A 17424-nucleotide genomic window follows, 5' to 3' on the forward strand; every position below is an offset into this window, starting at 1 on the left:
CGGGTCAGCCGGCGGGGTCACTCGTCGGGGTGCGGCAGCGTCCGCAGGACCTGCGCGGCCTCCGTCATGATCCGGGTGACCAGTTCCTCGCAGCTGGGCAGGTCGTCGATGACTCCCGCGACCTGACCGGCGGCCATGATGCCGAGGTCGGTGCGGCCCTCGACCATGGACGCCCGCAGCAGCATCGGGGTGTTCGCGGCGAGCAGGACCTGGCTCCACGACAGGTCCTTGCCGTGGCGCAGGGCCAGGCCGTCGCGGATCATCGCGGGCCAGGAGAGCCCGGAGATCCGGCGGAAGCCGGCCGCCCGGCGCAGCGCGCGGGTCAGGGACCGTACCCGCCCGGCGTGCTCAAGGGACGCGACGAGGTCGGTGCGGAGCATCCGGTGCGGCAGCCCGTCGACGGCCGTGGTCACGGTGACGTCCTTGACCGTGGCTTCCAGATAGCGGGCCTTCACCGCCTCCGGCACGGTCGAGTCGGAGGTCAGCAGGAAGCGGGTGCCCATGGCGATGCCCGCCGCCCCGTGGGCGAGGGCGGCGACCAGGCCGCGCCCGTCACGGAAGCCGCCCGCGGCGATCACCGGGATGTCGACGGCGTCCACCACCTGTGGAAGCAGGACGGTCGTCGCGACGTCGCCGGTGTGGCCGCCGCCCTCGCCGCCCTGGACCAGTACCGCGTCCGCGCCCCAGCCGGCGACCTTCTCGGCGTGCCGCCGGGCGCCGACGGAGGGGATGACGACGACTCCGGCGTCCTTGAGCTCGGCGATCAGGTCCCGGGACGGCGCGAGGGCGAAGGAGGCGACCCGTACGCCCTCGTCGACGATGATCCGGACCCGTTCGCGGGCGTCCCCGGCGTCGGCGCGCAGGTTCACCCCGAAGGGCCGGTCGGTGCGGGACTTCACCTCGCGGACGGCGGCACGCAGCTCCTCCGCGGTCATCGTGGCGGAGGCGAGGACACCGAGCGCACCCGCCTTCGCGGTGGCGGAGACGAGCCGGGGCCCGGCGACCCAGCCCATCCCCGTCTGCACGACGGGGTGGCGGACGCCGACCAGCTTGGTCAGAGCCGTCTCCATCAGGACCCGACCTCGCGGTTCCGCAGCCCGCGCGGGTCGATGACCTCGCGGATCAGCCGGAGTTCCTCGGCGGTGGGCTCGCGGGTGCACGGCACGTCCTCGCCGGTCACCAGGTCGAAGCCGGTCGCAGCCCGGACCTCGTCGACGGTGACGCCCGGGTGCACGGACACGAGCCGCATTGTGTGGTCGGGGGTCGCGAAGTCGAGGACGGCGAGGTCCGTCACCACCCGGGGGAGACGGTGGTACGGACCGACGGCGTGGTCGTAACCGACACCGCAGATCATGTCGACCCGCTCGACGAAGACCCGGGTCGAGTGCTTGGGGATCCAGTAACTCACCGGATTGTTCAGGGTGTTGACGGGCGCGCCGCGGACGCCGAGGAGCTGCCGGGTGGGCCGCTCCCAGTCGCCGATGCAGGAGATGTTCTGGTTGCCGTACCGGTCGATCTGGCTGGCGCCCATCATCACGTGCCGTCTGCCGCCGGTGACCATGGTGAGGTGCCTGCGGTACGGCAGCCAGCCCTCGGGCCGCCCGTCGAGTCCGACGAGCAGGGCCTCGCCGTCGGTGAGGAGGAGGTCGGGGGAGAAGGTGCGTTTGGCGAGGCGGGCGCCGAAGGAGGGGATCAGGCCCATGGGGCTGGCGAGCACCTCGCCGTTGTCGCGCCAGGCCTCGGCGCAGGCGATCACGCAGTACTCGGCCCGGCTGGTCACCGCTGTCGTCGCGTCCGTCGTCACTTCCGCTGCTCCTTGTGCCAGGCCTGGACGGCCGCCTGGTAGTCGTCCTCGCTCTTGCCCGAGAGGAAGCGTTCGGCGAACTCGGGCCAGGGGGTGGTCGCGTAGAGCTTCTGGAACGGCTCGTCGCGGTCGTGGTCGGGGACGCAGGAGGTGAAGTGGGCCCCGTTCGGGGTCTCGACGACGCCGGTGACGCTGTGGCGGCTGACGAGGAGCGTCTGGGGCACGGTGTCCGGCCCGAAGGACTCCACCACCTGCTCGCAGGAGACGTACGCCGTGTCGGCGGCCTCGCAGAACAGGTCGTCGAAGTACGGATCGGGGCCGAGGTACCGGCCGTTCCCGAGCCGGTCGGCGCGGTTGAGGTGGACCAGGGCGGCATCCATGCGCAGCGCGGGCACGGCGACGAACTCCTCGCCGTCCTCGTACGGGGAGGTGACGGTCCGCAGGCCCGGGTTGACCCGCATCACGTCGGAGCCGAGGCCGGCCCGCACCGGCAGGAAGGGCAGCCGGTTGGCGGCGGCGTGCAGCCCCCACATGAACATCGCCTCGTCGAGTTCGGTGAGCTCGAAGGCACCGCGCTCGCGGGCGGCGCGGTAGTGCGGTTCGAGGGGGATGGAGTCCAGGGTCACGAAGGGGGCGACGAGCCGCCGGATCCTGCCGGCGGCCGCGAGCAGCCCGACGTCCGGGCCCCCGTACGAGATCACGGTGAGATCGCTGATCTCGGACCGGAGCAGCGCTCTGACCAGGGCCATCGGCTTGCGCCGCGCGCCCCAGCCGCCGATCCCGATCGTCATGCCGGAGCGGAGCCGGCCGACGACGTCCTCGGGGGTCATGACCTTGTCCGTCGGCTCTGTCCTCTGCTCTGCCCTCCGGTTCACGGGGAGCTCTCCTTCCCGAAGGTGTCGCGGACCCGGTCGGCGACCCCGCTGAGGTTGGCCTCGAAGGTGAAGCCCTGCTCGAATCGGTAGCTGCGCCGGACGTCCACGGGGTCGATGCCGTTGAGCGCGGCCTTGGCGAGCCGCAGGAGGCTGCCGTCCTTCGCGGCGATCTCCCCGGCCAGCCCGAGCGCCGCGTCGAGCAGTCCGGCGCGCGGCACCACCCTCCACACCGAGCCGTGGGCGTGCAGTTCGGCGGCGGTCGCGGTCCGCGAGGTGTAGTAGAGCGCCCGCATCAGGTGCTGGGGCACGAGCCGCGCCAGATGGGTGGCGGCGCCGAGCGCGCCCCGGTCCAGCTCGGGCAGTCCGAAGACGGCGTCATCGGCGGCGACGATCGCGTCGGCGTTGCCGACGAGGCCGACGCCGCCGCCCAGGCAGTGTCCGGCGACCGCGGCGACGACCGGCACCTCGCACTCGTAGACGGCGGCGAAGGCCTCGGCGCAGCCGCTGTTGGCGCCGATCAGGGAGGTGTGGCCGGGGTCGCGCTGCAACTCCTTGATGTCGACGCCCGCGTTGAAGCCGCGGCCCTCGGCGGTGAGCACGACGCAGCGGACCTCGGGGTCGCGGCCCGCCGTGCGGACGGCGTCGGCGAGCGCGTACCAGCCCTTCACGGGCAGGGCGTTGACGGGTGGGAAGTCGACGGTGACCAGGGCCACGCCCGGAGTGGGGCGCGAGGTGCAGACACCCATGAGTGGATCAGCTACCTTTCCACCAAACGTTTGTTAGGTACCCTCTCGAGGAGGAAGGTAGCAGCCGATGGAGCTGGACGGGAGGGTCGTGCTCGTCACCGGCGGAACCCGTGGCGTCGGCGCGGGCATCGCCCGGGCCTTTCTGCGGGCCGGCGCCCGGGTCGCCGTCTGCGCCCGCAGACCCCCGGACACGCCGGTCGAAGCGGCGGGCCGCACCGCCGAGTTCCACCCCGTCGACCTGCGGGAACCCGACGCCGTACGCGAGTTCCTCGCCGACTTCGCCGAGCGGTACGGACGGCTCGACGCCCTCGTCAACAACGCGGGCGGCACCCCGTACCGCCTCCTGGGGGAGACCGGTGCGGAGCGCCACGCACGCGTGGTCGAGCTGAACCTCACCGCCCCGCTCACCGTCAGCCTCGCCGCCCACCCGCTCCTCCGGGCCTCGCGCGGCGCCGTCGTCATGATCGGCAGCGTCAGCGGCACCCGGCCCTCCCCGGGCACGGCCGCCTACGGCGCGGCCAAGGCGGGCCTGGAGAACCTCGCCCGCTCGATGGCCGTCGAATGGGCCCCCGAGGTACGGGTCAACACCCTGGTCCTCGGCATGGTGGAGACCGAACTGTCCCACCTCCACTACGGCGACGAGGCCGGGATCGCCGCCGTCGGCCGGACCGTACCCCTGGGCCGGCTCGCCGCGCCGGACGAGATCGGGCAGGCCGCCGTCTTCCTCGCCTCCGACCGGGCGGCCTATGTGTCGGGGGCCTCGCTGCTCGTGCACGGCGGCGGCGAGCGCCCCGCCTTCCTGGACGCCGCGACCGTCGACGCCGCAACCGCCACAAAGGAGAGTCGAGATGGGTCTGTGTGACGAGCGAGTGGTGATCGTGACGGGAGCAGGCCGTGGGCTCGGCCGGGCGCACGCGCTCGCCTTCGCCGCCGAGGGGGCCAGGGTCGTCGTCAACGACCTGGGGGTCGGTCTGGACGGCCGCCCCGGTCCGGACAGCCCGGCGGCCTCGGTCGTCGAGGAGATCCGGGCGGCCGGCGGTGAGGCCGTCGCCCACGGCGGCGACATCGCGACCACCGAGGGCGCCGCCTCACTGGTCGCGACCGCCCTCGACACGTACGGCCGGCTCGACACCCTCGTCAGCAACGCGGGCTTCCTGCGCGACCGGATGCTGGTGAACCTCGACGAGGAGGACTGGGACGCGGTCATGCGGGTCCACGGCAAGGGCCACTTCCTGCCGCTGCGGCACGCGGGGGCGTACTGGCGGGCCGAGGCGAAGGCGGGGCGCAGGCCGGTGGCGCGGGTCGTCCACACCACCTCGGGCGCCGGGCTCCTCGGCAGCGTCGGGCAGGGCAACTACGCGGCGGCCAAGGCCGCGATCGTCGGCCTCACGCTCGTCGCGGCGGCCGAGCTCGCCCGCTACGGGGTCCAGGTCAACGCCGTCGCCCCGGCGGCCAGGACCCGGATGACCGAGCAGGTCTTCGACGGTCTCGACGCGCTGCCCGAGGACGTGTCGCCGCTCGTGGTGTGGCTGGGCTCGGCCGCGTCGGACGGCGTGACCGGCAGGGTCTTCGAGGCCGAGGGCGGCCGTCTGACCGTCATGGAGGGCTGGCGGCCGGGCCCGACGGCCGACAAGGGCGCGCGCCGGACCCCGGCGGAGGCGGGGGAGGCGGCCCGGCGCCTCCTGGCGGAGGCGGAGCCGCCGCACCCGGTGTACGGGGTCTGAGTCGCGGCGTGTCCGGCGTACGGCGCCTGAGTCGCCCTACCCCCGCTCCGTGAGGCGCTCGGTCGCCGCGCGCTGGCGTGCGGCCGCCCCGGACGAACTCGCGGGCGGCGCGTCCGGAGTCTTCTCCACGGCCCGGCAGTTCGGCGGCGCGCTCGGCGCGGCGGCCATCGGCACGGCCTGGTTCGCCGACCTCTCGCCCGGCGCGGCGATGCGGTGGGTCCTCGCCGCGTACGGCGCGGCGGCCTGCTCAGCCTGCGGCTCCCGGTGGGCGGCCGCGGCTGAGGCCCGCCCGTGCCCACGGGGCGGCCGTCGGAGTCCGAGGGGCTTCGGCGGCCGCCGGGCGTCCCCGCGCCACCGGCGACACGGGCCCCGGCAGGCGGCCGCCGTTCCCCGCGGGCTCCCGGTCACTCCCTCGTACACGGGATCCGCACGTTCGCGGGCAAGGAGTTAACGTCCGGCGAATTGAAGGGAGTCGGCCTTCCCGGCCGGATCTACGCGCGTCAAAATCTCAGCCATGCGAATCCCCCCTCGATTCACCCTCGCCGGCGGCGTGGCCGCCGCCCTCGTCTCCTCCCTCCTCCTCGGCGCCCCGGCCACCGCCGCCGCCCCGGCCCCCGCGCCCGCCACCGTCGTGACCTCGCTCGCGGCCACCGCGGCCGTCGGGGACATCTGCTACTCCGACCTCCCCGGTGAGGCGTACACGACCCTGCGTCTGATCGACGCGGGCGGCCCCTTCCCGTACAGCCAGGACGGCTCCGTCTTCCAGAACCGGGAGCGGCTCCTGCCGGACCACACGCTCGGCTACTACCACGAGTACACGGTCAAGACCCCCGGGTCCTCCACCCGCGGCGCCCGCCGGATCGTGACCGGCGACTCGGCGCAGGAGGACTACTACACGTCCGACCACTACGCATCCTTCGACCTGATCGACCACGGCTGCTGAGCCCGCCCGAACGGGTCAGGCGCGGCGCGGGGACGTCCACTCCAGACGGGTCCTGACCCGGGGATCGTGCACGTACTCCAGGGCGGCGAGCGCCGTCTCCCGCGCCGCGCCCTCCGGGTCGCCGTCCGCCAGGGCGGAGGCCAGCGCGTCGACGGCGCGCGGGTCCTGACGGATCGCGAGCCCGCGCGCGGCCTCCGCCGCCGTCTCCGGATCGGTGTCGCCGAGCCGCTCGGCGAGCCCCTCCCGCACCAGAGGGGTGTCGTCGGGCAGCTCGGCGAGCGCGAGCGTCGCCCAGTCCCGTACCCGCGCGTCCCCGTCCCGGCTCAGCGCCAGCAGCACCCCGAGCGCCTCCGGGTGCCCGGCCGGCACGATCCCGGCGAGCGCCCCCGCGACCGCCCGCCGGACGGCCGCGTCGGGATGCCCGGCCGCGGCGAGGAGTTCGGGTACGGCGGCCGGATCCCCGCACTCCCCGAGCGCCGACACCACCGACAGGACCGGCTCCCGGGCCGGCCCCGGCTCCCGCGCGGACGGGACCCGTCGGAGCGCCGCCGGTCCCGGCTCCCGTGGCGGCGGCGCCGCCACCGTCACCTCCGCCGCGAGCCGGCGCAGCACCGGGACCGCGCTCGGCGCGAAGCCCGGCAGCGCGCCGAGCACCCGCGCGCCCAGCGCCCGGCGCAGCGGGTCGCGGTACGCGCACCACGCGGCCGCCGCCACGAACGTCTCCTCGTCGGCCCGGCCGGCGAGTTCGGCCACCGCCGTCGTCCAGTCGTCGAGTTCCGGATCGCCGCAGCGCAACGCCCTCGCCGCCAGCTCCTCGTGCGAGGTGTGCAGCCCGAGCGCCGCCTCGACGAGCGTGGCGATCGCCGCGTGCCCGGTCTGGCGGTCGTCGCCGCGGCCGGGCGCGCCGTCCTCCCGCAGCAGCTCGACGACCACGGTCACCCCGCCGTCCTCGCGGACCCGGCGGACCACCGCCTCGTAGGTCTGGCCGCCCTCGTTGCCCGCGACGAGTCCGCGCCGCAGCTCGGCCGCCATGTCGACGCCGATCCAGCGCCGGGCCTCCCGCAGCGCGGCCTCCCGGGAGTTCGCCCCGTGGTCCAGCAGTGCCCGTACGCAGCCGGTGGAGCCGCGCCGGGCGGCGGCCACCAGCGGCAGGATCCCGTCGGGTCCGCGCCGGTCGGGGTCGGCCCCGTACTCGAGCAGCAGCCGCGCCGTGTCGGTGTGCCCGAGCCGCAGGGCCCAGGCGAGGGCCGTGAAGCCGTACGCCTCCTCCTGGTCGGGTGCGGCGCCCGCCGCGAGCAGGGCCCGTACCACCTCCGTGTGCCCGCCGACGGCCGCCCCGCACAGCGGCAGATCGTCGCCCTCCGCGCCGCTGCCCCGGCCGGGATCCGCCCCGGCGGCCAGCAACACCCGTACGATTCCGGCCTCGTTGCCGACGGCCGCCCGGTACAGCGCGGTCTCCTCGTCCTCCCGGCCCTCGGGGTCGGCCCCGTCCCGCAGGGCCTGTACGGCCCCGTCCTCGTCCCCGTCACGGATGGCGTCGAACAGCGTGCTCATGCGCCGACCCTGACCCGCCGTCCGGCCCTGGCGCAAATCGATTCCCACCCCCGCGCGCCGCCCCGCTTCCCGTCCCCCTCCCCGTCCGGCGCTCCGCCCCGTTTCCGGTGCCGTGGCCCGTTCGTACGCCTGTGCCAGAATCGGGCCGCATGACGCGCGATCACGATCACGGCCGGGACGGCTCGACGCTCAGCGTCGGCCACGGGGACACCGCACTCGCCAAGGCTTTGGAGCAGGGGCTCGACGCCTTCAACTTCGCGGCCACGAACACCACCCCCGACGACCAGGGCGAGCTGTCCGTGAAGGCGGTCGACGAGAACGGCGAGCTGATCGGCGGTCTCACCGGCTGGACCTGGAGCGGCCTCTTCGGCATCGACATGCTGTGGGTCCGCGAGGACCGCCGGCAGGACGGCTGGGGGAGCCGGCTCCTGCGCGCCGCCGAGGACGAGGCGCGGCGGCGCGGCTGCGACCGCGCCACCGTCTCGTCGTTCACCTTCCAGGCCCCGGACTTCTACCGGCGGCACGGCTACGTCGAGACCGGCCGGGTGCTCGGCATCCCCGGCGGCGCCGAGGACGTCCACTTCCACAAGAGCCTGGTCCAGGCCCCTCCGGAGAGCTAGGGGCGCCTTGTCGCTCAGGCCGGGCTCGCGGCTGATCCGGCCCGATCGGCCAGACACCCCCAGGGCCTGTCGTCCCCTTCCCGCCCGCCCCGCACGACACCCCCTAACCCGCGCACTCCAGCACCGTCCGGCACACCCCGCACCGGGCCTTCAGCGCCCGGCCCGCCGGGATCCGCAGGCGCTGGCGGCAGACCGGGCAGAGGAACGAGACACCGGTCGCGGGCGCTCCGCCCTGGAAGGCGTACGGGGCGCCCTCGCCGGCCCGCCCCCGGCGCCGCTCCCAGCCGTACCGGCGGCGCTCGGCCCAGCCCGCCCCGGCGAGCGGCGGCGCCGCCCGTTCCCGGTCGGCCTCGGCCCGGCCCCGTACCCAGGCCTCGTACGCCACCGCGCTGGTGAACCACGGTGACGGGTCCTCGCCGAACAGCTCGGCCCGCTTGGCGAGGACGTAGCCGAACTCCTCCGGGGTCAGATAGCCGAGCTTCTGGCTCTCCACACCGTCCTGTCGGTACGCGTCGAGCAGCAGCCACCCCGCGCCCAGGTAGGCGGTGACCACGTCGGTGAGGATCTCGTTCTCCGCGGTACCGGGGAAGCCGAGGCCGAGCCGGTGCAGCAGGACATGGGTGATCTCGTGGGCGAGGGCCGCGCCGATGTCCCGGCGGCGGGTCCGGAAGCGGTCGTTGAGCTCCACGAAGTACTCGGGTCCCGCGGCGAGCTCGACGGCGGCCGCGTGCTCCATCGGGCGGAAGCTCACCACCAGGCGCGCCTCGGGCAGTCGCAGGTGCCGGACCAGGGCGCGGGCCACCCGCTGGGTGCCGAGATGGAGGTCCTCGTCGTCGCCGAGGGCCACGTCGGCGGGCGGCACGCTCGTCGGGTAGCGGTGTACGCCGTCCGGGGAGAGGCGCCGGTAGAGCGCGGTGAGCGAGGCCCCGACGGTGGCGCGGTGCGGAAAGCCGTGGGCGACGCGGTCGCCCTCCTGACGGTTCGGCATACGGGACCCCCTCCAGCACATTTTACGGTCCCGTGCGGTGTGGCTGAAAAGGCTTCCTTGTGGGGGCAGTTGAGAGTTGTCCATAATCCGGACATGACTTGACGGGCGCATGTCATCGCCTGTCGAGGCAACCCCCCATGAGAGAAGGCAGACACGTGAATCAGAACCGAATGGTCCGTGCGCTCCAGAAGCTGGCCGCGGCCGGCGCCGTCGTCCTGGCGGCCGTCAGCCTCCAGCCCACCACCGCCTCCGCCGCCCCCGCCCCCGTCGTCGGCGGCACCCGCGCCGCCCAGGGCGAGTTCCCCTGGATGGTCCGGCTCTCCATGGGCTGCGGCGGTTCGCTGATCACCCCGCAGGTCGTCCTCACCGCGGCCCACTGCGTGAGCGGCTCCGGCAACAACACCAGCATCACCGCCACCGCCGGAGTCGTGGACCTGCAGAGCAGCAGCGCGATCAAGGTCAGGTCCACCAAGGTCCTCCAGGCCCCCGGCTACAACGGCAAGGGCAAGGACTGGGCGCTGATCAAGCTCGCCAGCCCGATCACCTCGCTGCCCAACCTGAAGATCGCCGAGACCACGGCGTACAACAGCGGCACCTTCACCGTGGCCGGCTGGGGCGCCGCCCGTGAGGGCGGCGGGCAGCAGCGCTACATGCTCAAGGCGAACGTGCCGTTCGTCTCGGACGCCTCCTGCCAGAACTCGTACGGCAGCGACCTCGTCCCCGCCGAGGAGATCTGCGCCGGCTACACCCAGGGCGGCGTCGACACCTGCCAGGGCGACTCCGGTGGCCCCATGTTCCGCAAGGACAACGCCGGAGCGTGGGTCCAGGTCGGCATCGTGAGCTGGGGCGAGGGCTGCGCCCGCGCCGGCTACCCGGGCGTCTACACGGAGGTCTCGACCTTCGCCTCCGCGATCAAGTCCGCCGCGGCCACGCTGTAGCGGAACGCACGAACAGGTGCCCCGGAGCGGCCTCGGCTCCGGGGCACCGTCGCGTGCTCGACCCCCTCGTCCCGGTGAAGCATGCCCGGGGGAGAGCTCAGAGGACCCCGAGCTCGACCCCCGGCACCCCGGCCCCCTCCAGCTCCAGCGCCCACACCTCGTTCACGCCCTCCCGCAGCACCGGGCCCGGCACGAACAGGGCGTCCTGAGGCCCGGCCGACCAGTAGCGGCCGAGACAGAAGCCGTTCACCCACACGAAGCCCCGGGTCCCGCCCGGCAGCCGCAGCCACGCGTCCCCCGCCCCGGTCACCCCCAGCGCCCCCCGGTAGAGACCCGGACCGCTCCGGTCCGCCGCCTCGAAGCGAACCTTGTCCACGGCCGCCGCCTCGAAGGCGTCGAGGCGCAGCGCCCGGGACCGGAACCCGTGCAGATACTGCCGCTCGTGCCGTACGCCCCCGGTGATCCCCTTCGGCTCAGCGAGCCGCGGCCCGTAGTTGACCCGTCCCAGCGATTCCACCCACAGGTCGACGACCGCCGGACCCGCCACCGGCTCCGCCAGGGACACGTCCTCCCCGTCCGTCGTGTCGAGCACCCCCGCCGAGGCCCCGTCGACATACACCACCGCCCGGTCCCGCAGCCCCGTCACGCCCAGCGGATACGGCTGCCGCGGACCCGGCACCGCCACCCGGTACCGGACCAGGCCACGCTCGACACCGAGCTGCTCGAAGGTCGGCGGCACCGGAGTCACCGCCTCCCCGTCGCCGAGCACCTCCAGGACCGTCTCCAGCGGAGCCCACCCGTCGAAGGCGCCGGACACCGGAACCGCGAGCCGCGCAGGCGGCGCCGGGACCTCCGGCAGCGGCCCCTCCGCGTACGCCGCGAGCACCTCGCGGAAACGCCAGAACTTCTCCGTCGGCCGCCCCGCCTCGTCCACCGGCGCGTCGTAGTCGTACGAGGTCACCGTCGCCCGCAGCGGCCCGTCGTGCAGGTCACCGGCCCGGTTCGCGCCGGCCCGGCCGCCGAAGTTCGTGCCCCCGTGCGCCATGTAGACGTTGACCGAGGCCCCGCACTCCAGGATCTCCCGCAGCGCCTCCGCCGCGTCCCCCGCGTCCCGCACCGCGTGCTCCGTGCCCCAGTGGTCGAACCAGCCGCACCAGAACTCCATGCACATCAGCGGCCCCGACGGCTGGTGGCGCCGCAGCGTCGCGAAGCCCTCCCGCGCGCCCGAGCCGAAGTTCGCCGTCGCGAGGACCCCCGGCACCGAACCGCCCGTCAGCATGTGGTCCTCGGGACCGTCCGAGGTGAACAGCGGAACGCTCACCCCGCAGCCGCGCAACAGCTCCGCCACCCATTCCAGATAGCCCCGGTCACTGCCGTAACTGCCGTACTCGTTCTCCACCTGCACCAGGACCACCGGCCCGCCCCGGTCGATCTGCCGCTCCACCACCTGCGGAAGCAGCCGCCGGAACCAGTCCTCCACCGGCGCCAGGAATCCCGGGTCCAGGGTCCGCACCCGCCGCCCCAGCGGGCCGGTCAGCCAGTGCGGCAGACCGCCGTTCTCCCACTCGGCGCAGATGTACGGCCCCGGGCGCACGATCGCCCACATCCCGGCCCGCGCCACCGCGTCCAGGAACCGGCCGAGGGCGTCCGCGTCCGCGTACCGCCCCGGTTCCGGCTCGTGCAGATTCCAGGGGACGTACGTCTCGACGCAGTTGAGGCCCATCGCACGCAGCATCCCGAGCCGGTGCTCCCACTGCTCCTCGTGCACCCGGAAGTAGTGCAGCGCCCCCGACAGGAGGCGCACCGGCCGACCGTCGAGCAGAAAGTCCTCGTCACCCACAGCGAACGTGCTCATGGCCTCACCCTCGCCCTCTGGCGGTGAGCCGGTCCATGGACAAAGATCGTCGCAGTTTGGACGTTAGCCCGCCCGGTCCCGATCCGCCGGACGGGCCTGGGGAGGGGCACCACCGCATGTACCACACCTGGATGCGCTACTTCACGCCCAGCCCCGTCCACCACCGCCTCGGCCTCGTCTGCCTCGGCGTCGGACTCCAGCACGGCACCCTTCCCACCGTCGGGCCCCGCACCCTCGACCACCACGTGGCCGTCGTCGTCTCCGCCGGCAGCGGCTGGTACCGGGGCCCCGACGGGCGCCGCACCACCGTCACCGCACCCGCCCTCCTCTGGCTCACGCCCGGCACCCCCCACCACTACGGCGCCGACCCGAGCACCGGCTGGGACGAGGCCTTCGTCGACTTCTCCGGGCCCGCCACCGCCACCTACACCGAACTCGGCTACATCGAACCCGACCGGCCCGTCGTCCCCCTCGCCGACGCCGCGCCCGCCCGCGACGCCATCGGCCGCATCGCCCGCGCGGCCCGCGCCGGCAACCCCCTCCTGGAGGTCGAGACCGGCGCCGCCGTCCACGAACTCCTCGTCGCACTCCGCCGGGCCCGCGCCGACACCAACGCCGACGGCGACCCCGTCCTCGCCGCCCTCTCCCGCGACGCCTTCCAGCCGCTCTCCGTCGCCGAACACGCCGCCCGGCACGGCATGACCGCCGCCGAGCTGCGGACGGCCGTCCGCCGGGCCGCCGGGTGCAGCCCCAAGGACTACCTGCTCACCGTGCGACTCGGCCGCGCCAAGGAACTCCTCGCCGCCACCGAACTGCCCGTCGCCGCCGTCGCCCGCCGCGTCGGCTACGACGACCCCGCCTACTTCTCCCGGCTCTTCACCCGCCGGGTCGGCACCGCCCCGATCCGCTTCCGCGAGCAGCAGGGACGATCGGTGCACGGCGGCTGGAGCACCACCGTTCCGGATCCCGAACACCCGCCCACGATCCTCCCGAGATCCGTCTAAGCTCGCAGATCATGAGTGAGTCCCCGCGCCCCCATCGGCCCACCCCGACCCCGGCCACGGCCCCGTCCCAGCCCGACGAGGCCGTACGGGCAGAGCTGACCCGGCTGCGCGAAAGCATCGACAACATCGACGCGGCGGTCGTGCACATGCTCGCCGAGCGCTTCAAGTGCACCCAGCAGGTCGGCGTCCTCAAGGCCGAGCACCAGCTGCCGCCCGCCGACCCGGCCCGCGAGGCCCGCCAGATCGCCCGGCTGCGGGAACTCGCAGGGAGCGCGAAACTGGACCCGGCCTTCGCGGAGAAACTGCTGAACTTCATCATCGCGGAGGTCATCCGCCACCACGAGACGATTGCGGACGGAGCACGCTGATGGCCCGCGTCACGGTCTTCACCCTCGGAGGGACCATCTCCGCCCGAGGCGGTGACGCGGCCCGGATGACCGGCCAGGAGGTCCTCGCCGAGCTCGGCGGCGACCACGACATCGTTCTGAACGACTTCCGCCGCGTCCCCAGCTCCACCCTCACCCACGCCGACCTCGCCGCGCTCGCCGCCGAAGTCCGCGCCACCGTCGCCGCCGGCTCCGGCGTGGTCGTCGTCCAGGGCACCGACACCCTGGAGGAGACCGCCTTCCTCCTCGACCTGCTCTGCACCACCGAGCAGCCGATCGTCGTCACCGGCGCCATGCGCCGCCCCGACCTGCCGGGCGCCGACGGCCCCGCCAACCTGGCCGCCGCGCTCGCGGTCGCCGCCCACCCGGCCTGCCGGAACCTCGGCGTCCTCGTCGTCCTCGCCGACGAGATCCACGCGGCCCGCCTCGCCCGCAAGACCCACACCACCTCCGTCGCCACCTTCGCCTCACCCGGCGCCGGGCCGCTCGGCACGGTCGTCGAGGGCGAACCCCGCATCCTGCTCCGCCCGGCCGTGCAGGCCGCGTTCTGCCCGTTGAAGCTCGACCCCGAGGTACGGGTGGCCCTGGTGACCCTCTCCCTCGGCGACCGCGGCGAACTCCTCGACGCCGTCGACCACCGCTTCCAGGGCCTCGTCGTCGCCGCCTTCGGAGCCGGTCACGCCCCCGCCGCGCTCGTCGAGCCGCTCGCCGAGATCGCCCGCCGCATCCCGGTCGTCCTCGCCTCCCGTACGGGAAGCGGCGCGACCCTCTCCGACACCTACCGCAGCCCCGGATCCGAGTACGACCTGCTGCACCACGGACTCATCCCGGCCGGCCCCCTCGACCCCGCCAAGGCCCGGATCCTGCTCCACACCCTGCTGTCCAGCGGAGCGGCCGGCCCGGCCGGCTACGACCGCCCCCGGATCACCGCGGCCTTCGCCCACCTGAACGGCTCAGGACTCGCCTGAGAACGGCGGGAAACGCCCCGGGAGGACGTACCCGCAGGAGGTCAGGACCCCACCACCCCTGCCCGACGCCGAAGGCATCGGGCAGCATAGGGCCATGTCCGTACTGACGCGCGACGAAGCGCAGACCCGTGCCCAGCTCCTCGACGTCCAGCACTACAGCGTGGACCTCGACCTCACCACCGGCGACCAGACCTTCGAGTCGACCAGCCTCATCAGGTTCACCGCCCGCACCGCCGGGGACACCTTCGTCGAGCTGAAGCCCGAAACCCTGCACTCCGCCCTCCTGGACGACGAGCCCCTCGACGTCACCACCCTGGACGGCAACCGCCTCCCGCTGCGCCTGAGCGAGGGCGAGCACGTCCTGCGGATCAGTACGACCATGCGGTACTCCCGCACCGGCGAAGGCATGCACCGGTTCGCCGACCCCAGCGACGGCGAGTCCTACGTCTACACCCAGCTCTTCATGGAGGACGTCCAGCGCGTCTTCGCGGCCTTCGACCAGCCCGACCTCAAGGCCGTCTTCGAGACGGCCGTCACGGCCCCCGACGGCTGGACCGTCCTCGCCAACGGCATCACCGAGCAGCAGCCCGACGGCCGGTGGCGCTCCGCCGCCACCCCGCCGCTCTCCACCTACTTCGTGTGCGTCGCCGCCGGCCCCTGGCACTCGGTCCGCACCGAGCACGCCGGGCTGCCCTTCGGCATCCACTGCCGCCGCTCCCTCGCCGCCCACCTCGACGCCGACGCCGACGAGATCCTCGCCGTCACCAAGGCCTGCTACGACCGCTTCCACGAGAAGTTCGACGAGCCGTACCCCTTCGACTCGTACGACCAGGCCTTCGTCCCCGAGTTCAACGCGGGCGCCATGGAGAACCCCGGCCTCGTCACCTTCCGCGACGAGTTCGTCTTCCGCTCCGCCGTCACCGTCACCGAGCGGCAGACCCGCGCCATGGTCATCGCCCACGAGATGGCCCACATGTGGTTCGGCGACCTCGTCACCCTGCGCTGGTGGGACGACATCTGGCTGAACGAGTCCTTCGCCGAGTACATGGGCTACCAGACCGTCAACGAAGCCTGCTCCGACCTCTTCCCCGACACCTGGGTCGACTTCGGCGTCACCCGGAAGGCCTGGGGATACGAGGCCGACCAGCGGCCCTCCACCCACCCCGTCGCCCCCGACCCGGAGGCCGTCCCCGACACCGCCTCCGCCCTCCTCAACTTCGACGGCATCTCGTACGCCAAGGGCGCCTCCGCCCTCCGCCAGCTCGTCACCTGGCTCGGCGAGAAGGACTTCCTCGCCGGCATCAACATCCACTTCAAGCGCCACAAGTTCGGCAACGCGACCCTCGCCGACTTCATCGACAACCTCGCGGCCGCCACCGACCGCGACGTCCACGCCTGGGCCGAACAGTGGCTCCGCACGACCGGCGTCGACACCCTCACCCCGGCCCTCACCGGAGAGGGCCTCCGCTGGAACCTCACGATCGACCGCGAGGGCAGCCGCCCGCACCGGGTCGCCGTCGGCCTCTACGACCGCGACCCCTCCGGCGAGCTCGTCCTCCGCGAACGCCGCGAACTCGACGTCCCCCAGACCGAACCCGCCGAGCTCACCGGCCCCCGCCCCGCCCTCGCCGTCGTCAACGACCAGGACCTCACCTACGCCAAGCTCCGCCTCGACGAGGTGTCCCAGGAGTCCGCCCTGCGCGGCATCTCCCGCATCCCCGACGCACTGACCCGCGCCGTGATCTGGAACGCGATGCGCGACATGGTCCGCGACGGCGAACTCCTCCCCGCCGACTACCTGGACGTCGCCCTCGCGCACCTCACCGAGGAGACCGAACTCGCCCTCGTCCAGGGCGTCCTCGGCTTCGCCCGCCACCAGATCGCCGACCGGTACGTCACCGAGGAGGCGCGCCCCGCCGCCCTCTCCACCATCCGGCAGATCGCCCGCGCCCTGCTGCGCCGCACCGAGGACGGCGAGGCGCCCGGACTGCGCCTCACCGCCGTCCGCGCCCTCATCGACAGCGCCACCACTCCCGACCAGATCACCTCCTGGCTCGACGAGGGCACCGTCCACGGCGGCCCCGAGCTCGACCCCGAGCTGCGCTGGCGCATCCTGGCCCGCCTCGCCGTCCTCGGCGCCACCGACGAGCCGACCATCGCGGCCGAACTGGAACGGGACCCGAGCGCCACCGGCCAGGAGGGCGCGGCCCGCTGCCGGGCCGCACTCCCGACGGCGGAGGCGAAGGCGGCGGCCTGGTCGGCCCTGTTCGACACGGACGACCTCTCCAACTACCTCTTCACGGCCACGGCCCAGGGGTTCTGGCAGCCGGAGCAGGCGGAGCTCGTACGCGAGTACGTCCCCCGCTTCTACCCGGCGGCCATCGCCCTGGGCGCCCGCCGGGGCGCGGCGATGGCCGAGGCGGCGGGCCGCTACGCCTTCCCGTCGTACGCGATCGACCAGGAGTCCCTGGCCCTCGGCGAGCACCACCTGACGGACGAGATGATCCCGGCGCTCCACCGCAAGCTGGTGGACCAGCTCGACGACCTCCACCGAGCCCTGAACACCCGCGAGTCCTGAACCCCGTCCCACTGCGCCCCCCGCGCCACGGTGGCCATACGGTCCGCCGGGGCGGTTCCCACCCGCCCGGGCCTCCTCCCCGCCACCTCGTTGTGGGCGTCCGTTCCGCTGGCTCGACGCCCACCCCGTCACCCTCGTTGTGGGCAGCTGCTCCGCTGGGGCGTGGGGGTCCCCCCGGACGGAGTCCGGGGGAGGGTGGGCACAACGGAACGGCGCCCGTTGCCGGGCCTGGGCTTCCCCGCCTGAACCCGTACCCCGGGTGCGGCACAGCCGGGTGCGGGTCCAGGCACAAGGGGCGGAGGCGCCGCAGGCGCGCCGTCCCGTGTGCCCACCCGTCCCGCCCTGCGGGACGTCTGCCACACGGTGGGTGGGGGGCGGGCGCAGCCCACACGGTGGGTGGCGAGGGCGCGCGCAGCCCACACGGAGGGGGTGGGTGAGGCG

Annotated in this window: 17 protein-coding genes; 10 read left to right on the forward strand and 7 right to left on the reverse strand. The window is 74.0% G+C overall.

The window, feature by feature from the left end; all coding sequences use genetic code 11:
• Positions 1 to 17: 17 nt before the first annotated feature.
• The 4 genes from IF00_RS0105100 to IF00_RS0105115 are packed head-to-tail and all read right to left on the reverse strand — an operon-like array spanning position 18 to position 3425.
• Positions 18 to 1070, reverse strand: coding sequence for an NAD(P)H-dependent flavin oxidoreductase (locus tag IF00_RS0105100; RefSeq protein WP_030314665.1), 1053 nt, complete (start codon positions 1068 to 1070; stop codon positions 18 to 20).
• The gene (locus IF00_RS0105105) at positions 1070 to 1804 is read right to left on the reverse strand and encodes a CoA-transferase subunit beta (protein WP_030314667.1); all 735 of its coding nucleotides are present in this window, start codon (positions 1802 to 1804) and stop codon (positions 1070 to 1072) included. The genes IF00_RS0105100 and IF00_RS0105105 overlap by 1 nt, the downstream gene beginning before the upstream one ends.
• The gene (locus tag IF00_RS0105110) at positions 1801 to 2634 is read right to left on the reverse strand and encodes a CoA transferase subunit A (protein ID WP_030314669.1); all 834 of its coding nucleotides are present in this window, start codon (positions 2632 to 2634) and stop codon (positions 1801 to 1803) included. The genes IF00_RS0105105 and IF00_RS0105110 overlap by 4 nt, the downstream gene beginning before the upstream one ends.
• 41 nt (positions 2635 to 2675) lie before the next feature.
• Positions 2676 to 3425: an enoyl-CoA hydratase family protein gene (locus IF00_RS0105115; RefSeq protein ID WP_030314670.1), complete on the reverse strand. Its 750-nt coding sequence runs from the start codon at positions 3423 to 3425 to the stop codon at positions 2676 to 2678.
• Positions 3426 to 3492: 67 nt separating this feature from the next.
• On the opposite strand from IF00_RS0105115, the gene IF00_RS0105120 reads away from it, so the two are divergent.
• The 4 genes from IF00_RS0105120 (at position 3493) to IF00_RS0105130 (ending at position 6092) form a co-directional block, all read left to right on the forward strand.
• A complete protein-coding gene (locus tag IF00_RS0105120; protein WP_030314673.1) occupies positions 3493 to 4287 on the forward strand; it encodes an SDR family oxidoreductase in 795 nt (264 codons plus the stop codon).
• Entirely contained in the window at positions 4274 to 5149 is an 876-nt protein-coding gene (locus tag IF00_RS0105125; protein ID WP_030314675.1) for an SDR family oxidoreductase, read from the forward strand. The genes IF00_RS0105120 and IF00_RS0105125 overlap by 14 nt, the downstream gene beginning before the upstream one ends.
• A gap of 49 nt (positions 5150 to 5198) precedes the next feature.
• Positions 5199 to 5600 (forward strand): hypothetical protein, encoded by a 402-nt coding sequence (locus tag IF00_RS43405; RefSeq protein WP_078944546.1) that lies wholly within the window; start codon positions 5199 to 5201, stop codon positions 5598 to 5600.
• 63 nt (positions 5601 to 5663) lie between these two features.
• Positions 5664 to 6092 (forward strand): guanyl-specific ribonuclease, encoded by a 429-nt coding sequence (locus IF00_RS0105130; protein WP_030314676.1) that lies wholly within the window; start codon positions 5664 to 5666, stop codon positions 6090 to 6092.
• Between the two features lie 15 nt (positions 6093 to 6107).
• Here IF00_RS0105130 and IF00_RS0105135 read toward each other — a convergent pair whose 3' ends face one another.
• A complete protein-coding gene (locus tag IF00_RS0105135) occupies positions 6108 to 7646 on the reverse strand; it encodes an ankyrin repeat domain-containing protein (protein WP_037637522.1) in 1539 nt (512 codons plus the stop codon).
• Positions 7647 to 7795: 149 nt separating this feature from the next.
• On the opposite strand from IF00_RS0105135, the gene IF00_RS0105140 reads away from it, so the two are divergent.
• Positions 7796 to 8266 carry a GNAT family N-acetyltransferase gene (locus tag IF00_RS0105140; protein WP_030314680.1) on the forward strand — a complete coding sequence of 157 codons (471 nt, stop codon included), beginning with the start codon at positions 7796 to 7798 and terminating at the stop codon, positions 8264 to 8266.
• A 103-nt stretch (positions 8267 to 8369) separates the two neighbouring features.
• Here IF00_RS0105140 and IF00_RS0105145 read toward each other — a convergent pair whose 3' ends face one another.
• The gene (locus IF00_RS0105145) at positions 8370 to 9254 is read right to left on the reverse strand and encodes a hypothetical protein (protein WP_030314681.1); all 885 of its coding nucleotides are present in this window, start codon (positions 9252 to 9254) and stop codon (positions 8370 to 8372) included.
• 170 nt (positions 9255 to 9424) lie between these two features.
• Here IF00_RS0105145 and IF00_RS0105150 point away from each other — a divergent pair, with 170 nt between their 5' ends.
• Positions 9425 to 10192 carry a S1 family peptidase gene (locus IF00_RS0105150; protein ID WP_030314683.1) on the forward strand — a complete coding sequence of 256 codons (768 nt, stop codon included), beginning with the start codon at positions 9425 to 9427 and terminating at the stop codon, positions 10190 to 10192.
• 97 nt (positions 10193 to 10289) lie between these two features.
• Here the strand turns inward: IF00_RS0105150 and IF00_RS0105155 are convergent, their stop codons facing one another.
• Entirely contained in the window at positions 10290 to 12047 is a 1758-nt protein-coding gene (locus IF00_RS0105155) for a glycoside hydrolase family 35 protein (RefSeq protein WP_030314685.1), read from the reverse strand.
• A gap of 116 nt (positions 12048 to 12163) precedes the next feature.
• On the opposite strand from IF00_RS0105155, the gene IF00_RS0105160 reads away from it, so the two are divergent.
• The 4 genes from IF00_RS0105160 (at position 12164) to pepN (ending at position 16983) form a co-directional block, all read left to right on the forward strand.
• The gene (locus IF00_RS0105160; RefSeq protein ID WP_030314687.1) at positions 12164 to 13051 is read left to right on the forward strand and encodes a helix-turn-helix transcriptional regulator; all 888 of its coding nucleotides are present in this window, start codon (positions 12164 to 12166) and stop codon (positions 13049 to 13051) included.
• A gap of 11 nt (positions 13052 to 13062) precedes the next feature.
• Positions 13063 to 13419 carry a chorismate mutase gene (locus IF00_RS0105165; RefSeq protein WP_078944547.1) on the forward strand — a complete coding sequence of 119 codons (357 nt, stop codon included), beginning with the start codon at positions 13063 to 13065 and terminating at the stop codon, positions 13417 to 13419.
• A complete protein-coding gene (locus tag IF00_RS0105170) occupies positions 13419 to 14405 on the forward strand; it encodes an asparaginase (RefSeq protein WP_030314690.1) in 987 nt (328 codons plus the stop codon). The genes IF00_RS0105165 and IF00_RS0105170 overlap by 1 nt, the downstream gene beginning before the upstream one ends.
• Positions 14406 to 14499: 94 nt before the next feature.
• On the forward strand, positions 14500 to 16983 hold the full coding sequence (pepN, locus tag IF00_RS0105175; RefSeq protein WP_030314691.1) for an aminopeptidase N: 2484 nt from the start codon (positions 14500 to 14502) through the stop codon (positions 16981 to 16983).
• Positions 16984 to 17424 lie beyond the last annotated feature (441 nt).

The organism is Streptomyces flavochromogenes, from assembly GCF_000717595.1.
Taxonomy (GTDB): domain Bacteria; phylum Actinomycetota; class Actinomycetes; order Streptomycetales; family Streptomycetaceae; genus Streptomyces; species Streptomyces flavochromogenes.